We start from the raw sequence: 14,655 nt of genomic DNA on the forward strand, positions 1-14,655 counted from the left end.
GAGTGTAGGGATGGTGGAGTTCTGGGGGAACCGTTTCCGGCCGGATGCCACTCGCTGGAAGTGAGCGGGGGGCGCAGGCCGCGAGTTGCGTGCGCGGGCGTGCGACCTGGGGTGAACGGCGTCCATGTGAGCGCTGGTTGACGCCGGACAGGAGCAGCGGGACAGTGAAAAGCAGCCATGGCCGCGTTGACGGGGCATGGGTCACGCCCTGAGGAGTGTTCCTGAAGGGTCGGGCACGATTTCGGGGGTCCCATGAGTCCCAGCGGTTCGGGCGACGGCGTGGGGCGCGGGGTGGTCGTCCCCTGCGTGGCCGCGGTCGGGTGGGCACTGCTCTCGATGGCCGCGGTGGCGGCGTTGGGGCTCCACCTGCTGGGGGCGGACGCTGTCGGCGCGCTCGGCCCGATGACCGCGGCGACCGTGGTGCTGGCCGTCGGAGGCTCGGTGAGCCCTTCCGGCGAGGTGTCGGCCTTCGGGCTGGACGCGGGGACTGCCCGTACCGGTCTCGATCTCACTCCGCTGGGCGTGGGTCTGGTGGGTGCCCTGGTGTTGGGCTGGTTCTTCGTACGGTCGCTGCGGCTGTGCGGGGCCGGCCGCACGGTTGGGGGGCTCCTGCTGCGCGCCGGGGTGCTGTCCGGCGTCTTGCTGTTGACGCTCTGCGGCCTGGCCTGGGCGGGGCGCGACGTGGTGACCTTCGACGGGGCCGAGTTGGCAGCGGGCGGTGGCCCGGGCGAGCTCGGGGTGCCCGGCTTGGAGGACCTCGGCGGCATCGGGGATTTCGCAGGTGCCCTGCCCGGACAGGTGGCGGACCTGGTCGAGGCGAAGGCGTCCGTGGGTTTCGCGGTGGACCTCGGCGCCTCACTGGTCGGTGCGACGCTGTGGGTGTTCACCGTGCTGACCATTGCCGTACTGGCTTCGCGACGCACCTCGCTGCCTCCCCGCTGGAGCGCCCTCGACCGCTGGGCGCGACCCGCGGTCTCGGCGCTGGTCACGGTTGCTTTGGTAGCGGTCCTCGCAGGGCTGGCCGCCGCGCTCTACGCGGCAGCCGGCGACGAGCACCCGGGGCGCGTCCTGGGCGCCGCCCTCCTGGGCGCGCCGAACGGGGCGTGGCTGGGACTGGCCCTGGGGCTCCTGGTGCCCTGGGACGTTCGGGCGAGCGGTGAGTTACTGGGGGTGCTACCCGATCCGATCGGCGGGTTGTTGTCGGTTTCGACCGGGGAGCCCGTGACGATCGGACGGCTGGCGGAGCTCGACGCCAGGGTGTGGCTGCTCCCGGTCGCGGTGGCACTGCTGATGGTGACGGCCGGTCTGCTCACCGGTGTGCGCATGCCCGGCGGGGGCGTTGCCCGCCGGGTGGCACGGTGTGCGTTGGCGTTGGGAGTCACCAACGCCGTGCTCGTCGCGCTGATGGTGTGGCTGACCGGGGTCCGCGCCGACGCCGCCCTGTCGGTGTTGGGGCTGGACACGGTCGGCGCTGGGCTGGAGCTCAGCGGCGACCTGGGGGCAGCGGTGCTGCTGGGTGGGGCCTGGGGTGCGGCGGCGGGGGTGGTGGGCGGGCTGCTTCCCGTTCGTGGCGGTGCCGGTCCGGCGCCGGTGCCGGCGGGCCCGGAGGCGAGGGGCGCCGAGCCGCCCGGCCCCTACGCCCAGCCCTCCGGGTACGGACAGGCCTGCGGCGAGCCCAATCCGTACCGGGACCAGCCACCCGGGTCGAAGGACCGGCGGGGCGGTGACGGTCCTCCGACCGTTCCCCCCTCCGCACCTCCAGGGCCGGGAGTGCCGCCCCGGTGGTGAGGGGCGCCATCGGCGTCCGCCAGGCGGGACGGGATCACCCGGTGGGTGGACGGGACGATACGGTGAGGGCACCATGAGCGCTTCGCAAACCTCAGAGGTCCCCACCCTCCTCGTCAAGATCTTCGGCAAGGACCGTCCCGGCATCACGGCCGGGCTGTTCGACACACTCGCCGCCTTCTCCGTCGACGTGGTCGACATCGAGCAGGTCGTCACGCGGGGCCGCATCGTGTTGTGCGCCCTCGTCACCCAGCCGTCCGCGGGCCTGGAGGGCGAACTACGGGCTACCGTGCACAGTTGGGCCGAGTCGTTGCGGCTCTCCGCAGAGATCCTCTCCGGTACGGGCGACAACCAGCCACGTGGCAGTGGACGTTCACACGTCACCGTGCTGGGTCATCCCCTGACCGCCGAATCGACCGCGGCCATAGCCGCCAAGATCACTTCCACCGGCGGCAACATCGACCGTATCTTCCGCCTGGCGAAGTACCCGGTGACGGCGGTGGAGTTCGCCGTCTCGGGCACCGACACCGCGCCGCTACGCACCGCCCTCGCCACCGAGGCGGCCCAGATCGGCGTCGACGTGGCCGTCGTCTCGGCAGGCCTGCACCGCAGGGCCCAGCGCCTGATCGTGATGGACGTGGACTCCACGCTCATCCAGGACGAGGTCATCGAGCTCTTCGCCGCGCACGCCGGCTGTGATGAGAAGGTGGCCAAGGTGACCGCCCAGGCGATGCGCGGCGAACTGGACTTCGAGCAGTCGTTGCACGCCCGGGTGGCCCTGCTGGCCGGCCTCGACGCCTCCGTGGTCGACAAGGTGCGGGCCGAGGTGCGACTGACCCCCGGAGCCCGGACGCTGATCCGCACGCTCAAGCAGCTCGGCTACCAGGTCGGAGTGGTCTCTGGTGGGTTCACCCAGGTCACGGACGACCTCAAGGAGCGGCTGGGCCTCGATTTCGCCGCCGCCAACACGCTGGAGATCGTCGATGGCAGGCTGACCGGCCGGGTGACAGGAGAGATCGTGGACCGGGCCGGAAAGGCCCGGCTGCTGCGCCGCTTCGCCGCCGAGGCCGGCGTTCCCCTCGCACAGACCGTGGCGATCGGCGACGGCGCGAACGACCTGGACATGCTCAACACCGCGGGGCTCGGCGTGGCGTTCAACGCCAAGCCCATGGTCCGCGAAGCCGCGCACACTGCGGTCAACGTACCGTTCCTCGATACGGTCCTCTACCTCCTCGGGGTGACCCGAGAAGAGGTGGAGGCGGCCGGTCTGGACTGAGGCCGCCGCCTCGTCGGCGTTCCCCCGGGCGCGGGGCGCGCCCCAACGGCACTGGGTGGGTCCCCCTCGATGGCGGGGCCCACCGGCCGGTCGGGGCGACCGTCGGTGACGGCACCTCCGAGTCGGGTCAGTGCTTGGGGGTCCAGTAGTCCAGCAGCGTGGCGACGCCGTGCTCGACGGACTTCCACGAACCGCTGAAGCCGAGGACCGCCAGCGCCGCCGTGGGGAAGCCGTAGCGGTTCATCCGGACCAGCGCATCGCCCTCCGCGCGCCCGGTCAGGGCGTCGGCGAGCCCGTGCATCGCCGGGTTGTGTCCGATGACGAGCAGGTCGCGGACCTCCTCGGAGGTCTCGTTGAGCAGAGCGATCAACTCACCGACGGAGGCCTCGTACAGCCGCTCTTCGTAGACGGTCCGGGGCCGGTGGGGCAGTTCCTGGACGGCGAGCTTCCAGGTCTCCCGGGTACGGGCCGCGGTGGAACACAGGGCGAGGTCGAAGGCGATTCCCGTGCCGGCCAGTTTCAGGCCCAGGGCGGGGGCTTCCGTCCGCCCTCGTTCGGCCAGCGGCCTCTCGTGGTCGGATACCTGAGGCCAGTCGGCCTTCGCGTGCCGGACAAGGACGATCCGGCGAGGTGTATCGGCGGTCATGGCTCCCAGCTTCGCACGAAATCGGCCACCGGGCGCAGGGGGTTGGGGGGCCCGGTCGAGCCCGTCCGGCACGCACCCGGCGCGCGGTCATGCGGACAGTACCCGCCACATACGTGCGAGGAACTCCGTGAGCTCCCGGGCGCCCCCAATCTCCCCCGCCGCGCTGGCGGGGCCCGATCCGGCGAGCAGGCAGAGCAGCGCCAGGAAGCTGAGCGTCGGCAAGGTGAGAGCCCACCAGGGCAGCCGGACGGTGGCCCCCCGCGGCCCTGCCCACGCCGTGCGGGGGCCCTGGCCGAGGGAGTGGGGACGTGTGCGGGGGGACGCGGCGAACGAACGGGCCGGCATGACCGCCTCCGTGGATGAGTGCCCGACTTCCCGGCGGCAACGGCGCCGCCCGGACCCTTTGGAATCTAGGCGCAGTTGCGGTTCGGCCCCATCCGGTGATCCACCCACTTCCCCCTGAGCCCCGCCCCCTAGGGGCTGGTGGGGTTAACCCCACCAGCGGGCTCGCTCCCGCGGGAGCGTCTGGATTCAGGGGGAGGCTAGGGTCGCCACGATCGCGATGATCACGGTGACGAGCAGCATCGATCCAAGGACGAGGCCCAGCTTCTTGCGGCCGTTTCGGGGGTTCGGGTCAAGCACGGACATGCGCTCAGTCTCGCACGCCGCATTCACCCTCGATCGTGCGGTCCCCACCGGCCAGCCAGCCGACGACGATCTGCGGAACCATCAGTGCCGCCATCAGCGCCAGCGGCAGGTCCCAGCCGCCGCTGTGCTGGTAGAGGACTCCGATCAGCAGCGGCCCGGGGATGGAGATCAGATAGCCGGTGCTCTGCGCGAAAGCCGAGAGCTTGACCACGCCTATCGCGGACTTGGCGCGGAGCCCGATCATGGTGATGGCGAGGGGGAACGCACAGTTGGAGACGCCCAGCAGCAGGGCCCAGAGCCAGGAACCGCCGGCGGGGGCGAAGGAGAGGCCCGCGTACCCGGCGAGGCCGAAGAGTCCCAGCACGAAGGCGATCACGCCCTGGTTCCTGACCCGGCCGGCCAGCTTGGGGATGACGAAGGCAAGGGGGACGCCCATGACCATGGTGAGGGCGAGGAGGACCCCGGCGGTCCCGGCCGGAACCCCCGCGTCACGGAAGATCTGCGGCATCCAGCCCATGGTGATGTAGGCACCGGTGGCCTGGAGGCCGAAGTAGCAGGCGAGTGACCAGGCCGTGCGGCTACGGGTGATCCGCAGGCCGCCCGTGGATGTCGCGGCGATCGCCTCGGGGGTGACGGCGCGACTTCGGCGTCCCTCCCTCGCCACCGGCAGCCAGGGCAGGACCGCGATAGCGGCGAGGACCGCCCACAGGCCCAGCCCCGCGCGCCAACCGCCGCCCAGGGCATGTGTCATGGGAACGGTCACGGCGGCGGCGACGGAGGTGCCGACGGCCATGGCCATGGAGTACAGGCCGGTCATGCTCCCGACCCGACCGGGGAACCAGCGCCTGACGATCACCGGCAGCAGCACGTTGGTCAGTGCGATGCCCGCGAGGGAGAGTGCGCTGGCGGCGAGGAATCCCGCGGTGCCCCGGGCGAACGGGCGGATCAGCAGCCCCGCGGCGATGGCACCCATGGCGGCGCAGACGACCACCGTGGGACCCAGGCGCCGGGAGAGCCTCGGTGCGGCGATGCCGAAGAGCGCGAAGCACAGGGGTGGTACGGAGGTGAGGAGGCCGGCGACGGTCCCGCTCATGCCGAGGCCGGTGCGCGCCTCCTCCAGGAGGGCTCCGAGGCTGGTGATGGCAGGACGGAGGTTGAGGGCGGCCAGCACGATGCCGAGGGTGAGCAGGGGGAGGAACCAGGTCGGCGGATGGTGACCGCCGGAAGACTGGACACCGAGGCGGGTAGGGCGTGTGGCGGGGCGACTCAGGATCCGGGTCTCATCATCGGGCATCACACCATCATAGAATCATGGGATGATTGACTCTCCAAGGGGGGCGTCCACACGATCTACGCTGGGCGCAAGCATCGATCCGTACGAAGTGGGGACTGCACCATGCCGTTGACCTCGCCGCGGCGCTCGGCCCTGGTGGACCAGGTCATCGCCCAGCTGCGCAACCAGATCACCTCGGGCGAGTGGCCGGTCGGATCACGCATCCCGACCGAGCCCGAGCTGGTCGAGCTGCTCGGAGTGGCACGCAACACGGTCCGGGAGGCCGTGCGGGCACTGGCCCACAACGGCCTGCTCGACATCCGGCAGGGTTCCGGCACCTACGTACTGGCGACCAGCGAGCTGTCAGGCGTCATGCACCGGCGCTTCGCCGGGGCGGACCCCCGGCACATCGCGGAACTCCGCGCGGCCCTGGAGTCCTCGGCTGCGCGGCTGGCCGCGGAGCGGCGAACCGATCGTGACCTGCGCCAACTGGAGCTCCTCCTGGTCCGACGGGAGGAGGCCTGGGCGAGCGGTGAAGCGGAAGCCTTCGTATCGGCGGACGCCACGTTCCACCTGGCGGTGGTATCCGCCGCCCACAACGAGGTGATGACCGCCCTGTACGCCGACCTCGGCGGCCTGCTGCGGGACTGGCTGCGCGAGGACGTCGGTCCGGAGTTGACCTCGCAGGCCCTCATGGATCACGGCCGGCTCGTCGAGGCCATCCGGCGCGGGGAGTCGGATCTGGCGGCCTCGGAGGCGGCCGGCTACCCCTTCTCCTGCCTGGGCGGCCGGGGCCGTGGAGAGGGAGCCCCGGCCACGAGCGCCAAGGGGTGAGGTCAGCCCCGCTCATGGGTGAGCCAGGCCCTGCGCACTTCCTTCCAGCAGCGGCCGGCGAGCCGTACGTGGGCAGCGGGTCCGACCGGGACCGCTGCGCTGTCTCCGTCCAGGTCCCACCACCGGTCGCATTCGATGTGCAGCCGAACGAGATCGACGGCGGGATAGCGGTTGTGACAGTACGCCGTGACGTGTGACCCGGTAATGGTGGCCTGGCAGTCTGCACCGAAGAGACTGCCCTTCTCCGGTCGGGGTGGCTGCGGCGGAGGTTCGACCGGCAGATCCGCGGGGACCGCGGCGAGCAGCCCCACGGCCGGCCTCACCGGTGGTCCGGCCGGCAAGGTGGCCCGTACGGTGCGGGAGCGTTCAATATCGGCACCCAGCTGGGTGATCCCCCTGGTCACCTCCGCGAGGGGGCCCGGCGCCAACAGGCCGACCAACACCAGGGAACTGACCCACAGGGCCAACACTCGGCTCTGCCTCGGACGCACTCCCGCACCTCCTCACCGCAGTTCAGCTGGCCGCAGCACGCCGGGAAGAAGCCCAGCCAGGTCAGTTTGCAGTCATTGATCCGACTTCTCGAATCGAAAGCCCGCCAGGAACTGCGCCGAGTGGCGGAACACGCAGTGGCCCGACCTTCTCCGAAGGTCGGGCCACTGGATCCGTTTCGCGGGTCCTGAAAGGTCAGGCACCCATGGCGTGCACGCCGCCGTCCACGTGGATGATCTCGCCGGTCGTCTTGGGGAACCAGTCCGAGAGCAGCGCGACGACACCGCGGCCGGTGGGCTCGGGGTCGCTCATGTCCCATTCGAGCGGGGAGCGGTGGTTCCAGACGTCCGCCAGTTCGCCGAAGCCCGGGATCGACTTCGCCGCCATCGATCCGATCGGCCCTGCCGAGATCAGGTTGCAGCGAACGTTCTGCTTGCCGAGGTCACGGGCCATGTAGCGGCTGGTCGCCTCCAGTGCCGCCTTCGCCGGGCCCATCCAGTCGTACTGCGGCCAGGCGTACTGCGCGTCGAAGGTGAGGCCGACGACCGAGCCGCCCTGCTCCATCAGGGGCAGGCAGGCCATCGTCAACGACTTCAGGGAGAAGGCGGAGACGTGCATGGCAGTCGAGACGGACTCGAAGGGAGTGTTGAGGAAGTTGCCCCCGAGCGCGTCCTGCGGTGCGAAGCCGATGGAGTGGACCACACCGTCGAGGGAACCCAGCTCCTCCCGGACGAGACCGGCCAGTCGGCCCAGGTGCTCGTCGTTGGTGACGTCGAGCTCGATGACCTTGGCGGGCTTGGGCAGCTTGCGAGCGATACGCTCGGTCAGGGTGGGCCTCGGAAAGGCGGTCAGGATGACCTCGGCGCCCTGCTCCTGTGCCAGCTTGGCGGTGTGGAAGGCGATGGAGGACTCCATCAGCACACCCGTGATCAGGATGCGCTTGCCGTCGAGAATTCCGCTCATGGTTTCAGTGACCCATGCCCAATCCGCCGTCAACGGGAATGACGGCTCCAGTGATGTAAGAGGCGTCGTCGGAGGCGAGGAAGCGGACGGCCGCCGCGATCTCCTCCGGCTTCGCGTACCGGGCCAGCGGCACCTGGGCGACGATGCCCGCCCGCTGCTCCTCGGTGAGCACCTTGGTCATGTCGGTGTCCACGAATCCGGGCGCGACGACATTGAAGGTGATGTTGCGCGAACCGAGCTCCCGCGCAAGGGAGCGCGCGAAGCCCACCAGGCCGGCCTTGGAAGCGGCGTAGTTGGCCTGCCCCGCGGACCCGAGCAGCCCGACGACCGAGGAGATCAGGACGACCCTGCCCTTCTTGGCCCGTAGCATCCCCCGGTTGGCCCGCTTGACCACACGGAAGGTGCCGGTCAGGTTGGTGTCGAGGACGGAGGCGAAGTCCTCCTCGGACATGCGCATCAGCAGCTGGTCCTTGGTGATACCGGCATTGGCCACCAGGACCTCGACTGCGCCGTGCTTTTCTTCGATCTCCTTGTAGGCCTGCTCCACCTGCTCGGGGTCGGTGATGTCGCAGCGGACGCCGAGACAACCGAGCTGGGCGAGCTCCTGAGGAGGCTCACCTGAGCGGTACGTGTATGCGACCTTGTCACCGGCGTCGGCGAAGGCGCGGGCGATGGCGAGGCCGATGCCCCGGTTTCCTCCGGTGACGAGAACCGAGCGGCTCAACGGATCACCCTTTCCCTAGCGATCTGGTTACCCAAAAACCTAGCGGTCAGGTGGGCGATACGGGCAATCGGGCCCTGACAGCGCCTTGCGACGGTCACTGTCGAGTCCCTACAGAAGCGCACACCGGTGGGAATGACCGGCGCACGGAACTCCCACCGCTGCGATCCGGCCACTGCGACCGGGCCGAAGCCCTGGGCCTAGGGCCGCCGGTACCGGCTGCGGCCGGCAGGACGAAGGCAGCCGGGGGGGCTCGTCGGACCGCTCGGCGGTTCGCCCCAAAGAGCGGCACGCCACCAAGCGCCGTGTCCCACCACGCCGGCCGCCGGCTCGACGGATGCCCGTTCGATGACTGAAGGTCCTCGCTCATGACCCAACCTGCTTTCGGACTGGCGCAGTTGGACCAAGTTGCGCCCACTGGCGGGTAATCGTTCGGCTCTGCCACCCACCGCGTGGTTCACTTCCCGGTGCTGGAATGACACCCGCGTCAACACCTCCTGACTCCCGAGAGCGAGGCCGCCCGTGGTTCACGGAATCGACCCGACCTTCTCAGCGTTGCCCCTGCGGGCGCTCGCTGACGCGGCGCTGGCGCGGGCCCGCGCGTTGGGCGCAGATCATGCCGACTTCCGTCTGGAGAGGGTGCGCAGCGCCTCCTGGCGTCTTCGCGACGCACGACCTTCGGGTTCCTCGGACACCACTGACCTCGGATACGCGGTGCGGGTGGTCCACGGCGGCAGTTGGGGGTTCGCCTCCGGCGTGGACCTGACGATGGACGCCGCCGCCCGGGTCGCCGGGCAGGCGGTGGCGATGGCGAAGCTCTCGGCCCAGGTGATCAAGGCCGCTGGGTCGGACGAGCGGGTGGAACTCGCCTCCGAGCCGGTGCACGAGGACCGCGTCTGGGTGTCCGAGTACGAGCGGGACCCCTTCTCGGTGCCGGACGAGGAGAAGGCCGCCCTACTGGCCGAGTGGAGCAGCCGACTGCTGTCCGCCGAGGGCGTCGCCCATGTGGACGCGTCCTTGATGACCGTGCACGAGAACAAGTTCTACGCGGATACCGCGGGGACCGTGACCACCCAGCAGCGCGTGCGGCTGCACCCCGCACTCACCGCCGTCGCGGTGGACGAGAAGACCGGTGAGTTCGACTCCATGCGCACGCTGGCGCCTCCGGCCGGGCGGGGCTGGGAGTACCTGACGGGCACCGGTTGGGACTGGGACGCGGAACTGGAGCAGATCCCGGAGTTGCTCGCCGAGAAGATGCGGGCACCCAGCGTCGGGGCCGGTCGCTACGACCTGGTCGTCGACCCGTCGAACCTGTGGCTGACCATCCACGAGTCGATCGGGCACGCGACCGAGTTGGACCGGGCCCTGGGCTACGAGGCGGCCTACGCCGGAACCTCGTTCGCGACCTTCGACAAACTCGGCACGCTGGCGTACGGCTCTTCCGTCATGAACGTGACGGGCGACCGCACGGCGCCGCACGGGCTGGCCACGATCGGCTACGACGACGAGGGCGTCGAGGCGCAGAGCTGGGACCTGGTCAAGAACGGCACCCTGGTCGGGTACCAACTCGACCGGCGGATCGCCAAGCTCACCGGGCAGGGGCGCTCGAACGGCTGCGCCTACGCCGACTCCCCCGGCCACGTGCCGGTGCAGCGGATGGCGAACGTCTCGCTCCAACCCGACCCGGGCGGTCTGTCGACGGAAGACCTCATCGGCGGGGTCGAACGGGGCATCTACGTGGTCGGTGACCGCTCCTGGTCCATCGACATGCAGAGGTACAACTTCCAGTTCACCCAGCAGCGGGCCTACCGCATCGAGAACGGCCGGTTGGCCGGACAGCTGCGCGACGTCGCCTACCAGGCGACGACAACCGACTTCTGGGGCTCGATGGAGGCGGTCGGCGGGCCGCAGACCTACGTCCTGGGTGGCGCGTTCAACTGCGGCAAGGCCCAACCGGGTCAGGTGGCGGCGGTCTCCCACGGCTGCCCGACCGCGGTGTTCCGTGGCGTCAACATCCTCAACACCACGCAGGAGGCGGGTCGATGACCGCGCGGACCACCAAACCCCACGAGATCGTCGAGCGGGCGCTGGAGCTCTCCCGTGCAGACGGCTGCGTCGTCATCGCCGACGAGACTTCCACCGCGAACCTCCGCTGGGCCCGCAACGCACTCACCACCAACGGTGTCACCCGCGGCCGTACGCTCACCGTCGTCGCCACGGTGAACGGCAAGGAGGGCACCGCTTCCGGCGTGGTCTCGCGTTCGGCCGTGACGGCGGCGGAACTGGAGCCCCTGGTCCGGGCCGCCGAAGCCGCGGCGCAGGGCGCGGACCCGGCAGAGGACGCCCAGCCGCTGGTGGACGGCGTCGCCACGTCACCCGGCTTCACCGAGGCTCCCGCCGAGACCTCCTCGACGGTCTTCGCCGCGTTCGCCCCGGCCCTCGGCGAGTCCTTCGCCCGGGCCAGAGCGGGCGGCCGGGAGCTCTACGGATTCGCCAACCACGAGCTGGTGTCCACCTACATCGGCACCTCCACGGGAGTGCGGCTACGACACGACCAACCCACCGGAACGCTGGAGCTCAACGCCAAGTCCCCCGACGGCTCCCGCTCCGCCTGGGCTGGGCGCTCCACCCGGGACTTCCAGGACGTGGACCCGGCCGCCCTCGACGGCGAGCTCGCGCAGCGCCTGGCTTGGGCGGAGCGCCGGATCGACCTACCGGCAGGTCGCTACGAGACGTTGCTGCCGCCCACCGCCGTGGCCGACCTGCTCATCTATCAGATGTGGTCGGCTGCGGCCCGGGACGCGGCGGAAGGCCGGACGGTGTTCTCCAAGCCCGGCGGCGGGACCCGGGTCGGGGACCGCCTCAGCGACCTGCCGCTGACGCTGCGCAGCGACCCGCACGAGCCCGGGCTGGAGGCAGCACCCTTCGTCATCGCCCACACTTCCGGGGACGACGCCTCGGTGTTCGACAACGGCCTGCCGCTCGCGCCCACCCGATGGATGAGCGAGGGGCAACTGACCCACCTGGTGACCACCCGGCACAGCGCCGGGCTGACCGGCCTGCCGGTGACCCCGGCGATCGGAAACCTGGTCCTGGACGGCGGGGGCACACAGTCGCTGACGGACATGGTCGCCGGTACCGAGCGGGGCCTGCTGTTGACCTGTCTGTGGTACATCCGCGAGGTGGACCCCGCGACCCTGCTGCTGACCGGCCTGACCCGGGACGGCGTCTACCTGGTCGAGAACGGCGAGGTGGTCGGTGCGGCCAACAACTTCCGCTTCAACGAGTCTCCGGTGGACCTGCTCTCCCGGGCCAGCGAGGCGGGGCGGACGGAGAAGACCTTGCCACGGGAGTGGAGCGACTGGTTCACCCGGGCGGCCATGCCTGCACTGCGCATCCCCGACTTCAACATGAGCTCGGTCAGTCAGGGCGTCTGAGCGACTTGGAGGAGGAGTCGTGACGCAGGGCGGGGCCGCGGAGCACCACCCCGCGGCCCGGCTCGGCGAGGTCCCCGCGCCCGCGCCGTGAGCCGCTCGGCCCCTGCCGAGCGCCCGTCGGCAGCGGCGGGGCAGCCCGTAGACTGGCCGGCAGTGTTCCATTCGACTTGAATCAGCATCGAGGAGACAGAAGATCGTGACGGACATCGTCGACGAACTGAAGTGGCGCGGGCTGTTCGCCCAGTCCACCGACGAAGAAGCGCTGCGCAAGGCGTTCGCGGACGGTCCGGTCACCTTCTATTGCGGCTACGACCCGACCGCGGCCAGTCTGCACGTCGGGCACCTGGTGCAGGTGCTCACCATGCGCCGGCTCCAGCTGGCCGGGAACCGGCCGCTGGCCTTGGTGGGCGGCGCCACCGGGCAGATCGGCGACCCACGCCCCACCGCGGAACGCACGCTCAACGATCCGCGGACCGTCGCCAACTGGGTGGAGCGGTTGCGGGAGCAGATCGCCCCCTTCCTGTCCTTCGAGGGCGAGAACGCGGCGCAGCTGGTGAACAACCTGGACTGGACGGCGGGCATGTCCGCCATCGAGTTCCTGCGGGACATCGGCAAGCACTTCCGCGTCAACAAGATGCTGACCAAGGACTCGGTCGCTCGCCGCTTGGAGTCGGACCAGGGCATCAGCTACACCGAGTTCAGCTACCAGCTGCTGCAAGGCATGGACTTCCTGGAACTGTACCGACGCCACGGATGTGTCCTTCAGCAGGGCGGCAGCGACCAGTGGGGCAATCTCACGGCCGGCCTGGACCTGATCCACCGGCTGGAGCCGGGCGCGGTGGTGCACGCGCTGGCGACTCCGTTGATGGTGAAGGCGGACGGTACGAAGTTCGGCAAGACCGAAGGGGGAGCCGTATGGCTCGACCCGGAGATGACCACGCCGTACGCGTTCTACCAGTTCTGGCTGAACGTGGATGACCGGGACATCTCCTCCTACATGCGGATCCTGAGCTTCTCCAGCCGTGCCGAGCTGGAGGAGTTGGAGAAGCAGACCGCCGAGCGTCCACAGGCCCGCGCGGCTCAGCGGGCACTCGCGCAGGAGCTGACCACCTTGGTGCACGGCGCCGAGCAGTGCGCCGCCGTCATCTCCGCGTCAAGGGCCCTTTTCGGCCAGGGCGACCTGGCCGAACTGGATGAGGCGACGCTCGCCGCGGCCCTGTCCGAGCTGCCGAGCGCGAAGGTGAGCCAGTTGGGTCCGGTGGTGGACCTGTTCGCCGAGACCGCCCTGGTGGCCAGCAAGTCCGCCGGGCGGCGCACCGTGAAGGAGGGCGGGGCCTACGTGAACAACGTCAAGGTCACTGCCGAGGACGCGGTGGCCAGCGAGGCGGACCTGCTGCACGGGCGTTGGCTGGTGTTGCGCCGCGGCAAGAAGAACCTGGCAGCCGTGGAGTTCGTGGGCGCCTGAACGAGACCGCGGCGGCCTCCCGGACCGCCCGGACGTGACGTCGGCCGGCCCGGACCCCGAGGGTCTGGGCCGGCCGACGTGGGCGCTGGCGGGAGCGCCACCGATCATGTGGTCCGACGCTTGCCGGTCATGGCCATGTACGCACTGTCGCCGACGCCGACGACGAGCACCGCTCCGGCGAGTTGGAGCAGGTGCCGGATCCAGTCGATGCCCCGGGTGTCTCCTACACCGATCCACGTCGCCACGGCATTGCCGATCACACCGCCGATGATGCCGAAGATGGCGGTCATCCACAGGGGTTGGTGTTGCTTGCCGGGCAGGATCAGTCGTGCGATGAGCCCCAGGACGAATCCGACGATGATCGCCCACAGCCAGTGCATATAGCCTCCTCGTCGGGCGCGCGGTGCGCGCGTGGCCTCTAGTCTCATACCGAACCCCGAATGCCGCATGTCGGATTGATCCACCTGCGGGACCCGTCTCCCGACCCACACCCTTATGGCCTGACCCCGGTCTCCGCGACGAAGGACGCCGGGCGTACCGTGGAGACGACCCGGGCCAGGGGTGTCCGGCGGGAACCAGCGGGTGATGGAAGTGCGGCGGAAACGGAACGAGACCGAGGTCTTCCGGATCACCGGAGCCCGGCAGGGACTTGAGGAAGACGTCCGTGGCCGGCAACGGCGCTACGTGATCTCGATGTCCGTGCGGACCCTCTCGGTCATCCTCACCGCGGTCTTGTGGAACGTGGAGCGGCACGTCGCCGTCGTGACCCTGGTGGTGGGGGCCCTCCTGCCGTACGTGGCGGTGGTGATCGCCAACGCGGGGCGGGAGAACACGCCGAGCCTGCCGTCCACCTTCATCCCGGCACCGGTGCGACCAGCCCTCGACGCGGGAAAGCTCAATAAAAGCTCAGATCAATCATGAGGTTCCGGTGCACCGCACCGGCCCCTGCATGCCATACTTCGTACGCGCTCCGCATCCCCCGTCGGAGCGATGGACCGACGCCGGGCAGCTCCCCCCGTGGCTGCCCGGCGTCGCCATTTCTGCTTGTCCCGCAGGCTGTCACGCAATCCCCGGTGGAGCAGCGCGCAGCGGGGGCACGGCGCTCGAATAGCGGGTGG

15 protein-coding genes are annotated in these 14,655 nt (G+C 70.2%); 7 read left to right on the forward strand and 8 right to left on the reverse strand.

The window, feature by feature from the left end:
• Positions 1-252 precede the first annotated feature (252 nt).
• Positions 253-1,788: a streptophobe family protein gene (locus ACFYMC_RS04515; protein ID WP_388518688.1), complete on the forward strand. Its 1,536-nt coding sequence runs from the start codon at positions 253-255 to the stop codon at positions 1,786-1,788.
• A gap of 73 nt (positions 1,789-1,861) precedes the next feature.
• Entirely contained in the window at positions 1,862-3,061 is a 1,200-nt protein-coding gene (gene serB, locus ACFYMC_RS04520) for a phosphoserine phosphatase SerB (RefSeq protein ID WP_388518691.1), read from the forward strand.
• Between the two features lie 127 nt (positions 3,062-3,188).
• On the opposite strand, the gene ACFYMC_RS04525 is transcribed toward serB, so the two are convergent.
• The 4 genes from ACFYMC_RS04525 to ACFYMC_RS04540 all read right to left on the reverse strand — a co-directional run bounded on the left by ACFYMC_RS04525 (position 3,189) and on the right by ACFYMC_RS04540 (position 5,649).
• Positions 3,189-3,707 (reverse strand): SixA phosphatase family protein, encoded by a 519-nt coding sequence (locus ACFYMC_RS04525; protein ID WP_388518695.1) that lies wholly within the window; start codon positions 3,705-3,707, stop codon positions 3,189-3,191.
• 87 nt (positions 3,708-3,794) lie between these two features.
• Positions 3,795-4,052, reverse strand: coding sequence for a hypothetical protein (locus tag ACFYMC_RS04530; protein WP_388518698.1), 258 nt, complete (start codon positions 4,050-4,052; stop codon positions 3,795-3,797).
• 186 nt (positions 4,053-4,238) lie between these two features.
• Positions 4,239-4,355, reverse strand: coding sequence for an SGM_5486 family transporter-associated protein (locus ACFYMC_RS04535; protein ID WP_388518701.1), 117 nt, complete (start codon positions 4,353-4,355; stop codon positions 4,239-4,241).
• A gap of 4 nt (positions 4,356-4,359) precedes the next feature.
• Positions 4,360-5,649, reverse strand: coding sequence for a CynX/NimT family MFS transporter (locus tag ACFYMC_RS04540; RefSeq protein WP_388518704.1), 1,290 nt, complete (start codon positions 5,647-5,649; stop codon positions 4,360-4,362).
• 102 nt (positions 5,650-5,751) lie between these two features.
• Between ACFYMC_RS04540 and ACFYMC_RS04545 the strand changes: the two genes are divergently transcribed.
• Positions 5,752-6,462, forward strand: a complete 711-nt coding sequence (locus ACFYMC_RS04545; RefSeq protein ID WP_388518706.1) for a FadR/GntR family transcriptional regulator — start codon at positions 5,752-5,754, stop codon at positions 6,460-6,462.
• A 2-nt stretch (positions 6,463-6,464) separates the two neighbouring features.
• Here ACFYMC_RS04545 and ACFYMC_RS04550 read toward each other — a convergent pair whose 3' ends face one another.
• From ACFYMC_RS04550 to fabG, 3 genes are all read right to left on the reverse strand, one after another.
• A complete protein-coding gene (locus tag ACFYMC_RS04550) occupies positions 6,465-6,953 on the reverse strand; it encodes a hypothetical protein (protein ID WP_388518709.1) in 489 nt (162 codons plus the stop codon).
• Between the two features lie 193 nt (positions 6,954-7,146).
• Positions 7,147-7,914 (reverse strand): enoyl-ACP reductase FabI, encoded by a 768-nt coding sequence (gene fabI / locus ACFYMC_RS04555; RefSeq protein WP_388518712.1) that lies wholly within the window; start codon positions 7,912-7,914, stop codon positions 7,147-7,149.
• A gap of 4 nt (positions 7,915-7,918) precedes the next feature.
• Entirely contained in the window at positions 7,919-8,638 is a 720-nt protein-coding gene (fabG, locus tag ACFYMC_RS04560; protein ID WP_388518715.1) for a 3-oxoacyl-[acyl-carrier-protein] reductase, read from the reverse strand.
• Between the two features lie 519 nt (positions 8,639-9,157).
• Between fabG and ACFYMC_RS04565 the strand changes: the two genes are divergently transcribed.
• The 3 genes from ACFYMC_RS04565 (at position 9,158) to tyrS (ending at position 13,537) form a co-directional block, all read left to right on the forward strand.
• Positions 9,158-10,681 (forward strand): TldD/PmbA family protein, encoded by a 1,524-nt coding sequence (locus ACFYMC_RS04565; RefSeq protein ID WP_388518718.1) that lies wholly within the window; start codon positions 9,158-9,160, stop codon positions 10,679-10,681.
• Entirely contained in the window at positions 10,678-12,072 is a 1,395-nt protein-coding gene (locus ACFYMC_RS04570; protein ID WP_388518721.1) for a metallopeptidase TldD-related protein, read from the forward strand. The genes ACFYMC_RS04565 and ACFYMC_RS04570 overlap by 4 nt, the downstream gene beginning before the upstream one ends.
• Positions 12,073-12,268: 196 nt before the next feature.
• Positions 12,269-13,537: a tyrosine--tRNA ligase gene (gene tyrS / locus ACFYMC_RS04575; protein ID WP_388518724.1), complete on the forward strand. Its 1,269-nt coding sequence runs from the start codon at positions 12,269-12,271 to the stop codon at positions 13,535-13,537.
• 104 nt (positions 13,538-13,641) lie between these two features.
• Here the strand turns inward: tyrS and ACFYMC_RS04580 are convergent, their stop codons facing one another.
• Entirely contained in the window at positions 13,642-13,917 is a 276-nt protein-coding gene (locus ACFYMC_RS04580; RefSeq protein ID WP_388518726.1) for a GlsB/YeaQ/YmgE family stress response membrane protein, read from the reverse strand.
• Positions 13,918-14,122: 205 nt separating this feature from the next.
• Between ACFYMC_RS04580 and ACFYMC_RS04585 the strand changes: the two genes are divergently transcribed.
• On the forward strand, positions 14,123-14,458 hold the full coding sequence (locus ACFYMC_RS04585; RefSeq protein WP_388518729.1) for a DUF3099 domain-containing protein: 336 nt from the start codon (positions 14,123-14,125) through the stop codon (positions 14,456-14,458).
• The last annotated feature ends 197 nt before the right edge of the window (positions 14,459-14,655 follow it).

It is taken from the genome of Streptomyces sp. NPDC006879, from assembly GCF_042869595.1.
Classification (GTDB): domain Bacteria; phylum Actinomycetota; class Actinomycetes; order Streptomycetales; family Streptomycetaceae; genus Streptomyces.

What these genes read in the sequence shown, in the direction of transcription:
- fabI (WP_388518712.1), bottom strand. Translation starts at nt 7,914, where the DNA reads ATGAGCGGAATTCTCGACGGCAAGCGCATCCTGATCACGGGTGTGCTG.
- ACFYMC_RS04515 (WP_388518688.1), top strand. Translation starts at nt 253, where the DNA reads ATGAGTCCCAGCGGTTCGGGCGACGGCGTGGGGCGCGGGGTGGTCGTC.
- ACFYMC_RS04530 (WP_388518698.1), bottom strand. Translation starts at nt 4,052, where the DNA reads ATGCCGGCCCGTTCGTTCGCCGCGTCCCCCCGCACACGTCCCCACTCC.
- ACFYMC_RS04525 (WP_388518695.1), bottom strand. Translation starts at nt 3,707, where the DNA reads ATGACCGCCGATACACCTCGCCGGATCGTCCTTGTCCGGCACGCGAAG.
- ACFYMC_RS04570 (WP_388518721.1), top strand. Translation starts at nt 10,678, where the DNA reads ATGACCGCGCGGACCACCAAACCCCACGAGATCGTCGAGCGGGCGCTG.
- serB (WP_388518691.1), top strand. Translation starts at nt 1,862, where the DNA reads ATGAGCGCTTCGCAAACCTCAGAGGTCCCCACCCTCCTCGTCAAGATC.
- ACFYMC_RS04540 (WP_388518704.1), bottom strand. Translation starts at nt 5,649, where the DNA reads ATGCCCGATGATGAGACCCGGATCCTGAGTCGCCCCGCCACACGCCCT.
- ACFYMC_RS04545 (WP_388518706.1), top strand. Translation starts at nt 5,752, where the DNA reads ATGCCGTTGACCTCGCCGCGGCGCTCGGCCCTGGTGGACCAGGTCATC.
- ACFYMC_RS04535 (WP_388518701.1), bottom strand. Translation starts at nt 4,355, where the DNA reads ATGTCCGTGCTTGACCCGAACCCCCGAAACGGCCGCAAGAAGCTGGGC.
- ACFYMC_RS04580 (WP_388518726.1), bottom strand. Translation starts at nt 13,917, where the DNA reads ATGCACTGGCTGTGGGCGATCATCGTCGGATTCGTCCTGGGGCTCATC.
- ACFYMC_RS04585 (WP_388518729.1), top strand. Translation starts at nt 14,123, where the DNA reads ATGGAAGTGCGGCGGAAACGGAACGAGACCGAGGTCTTCCGGATCACC.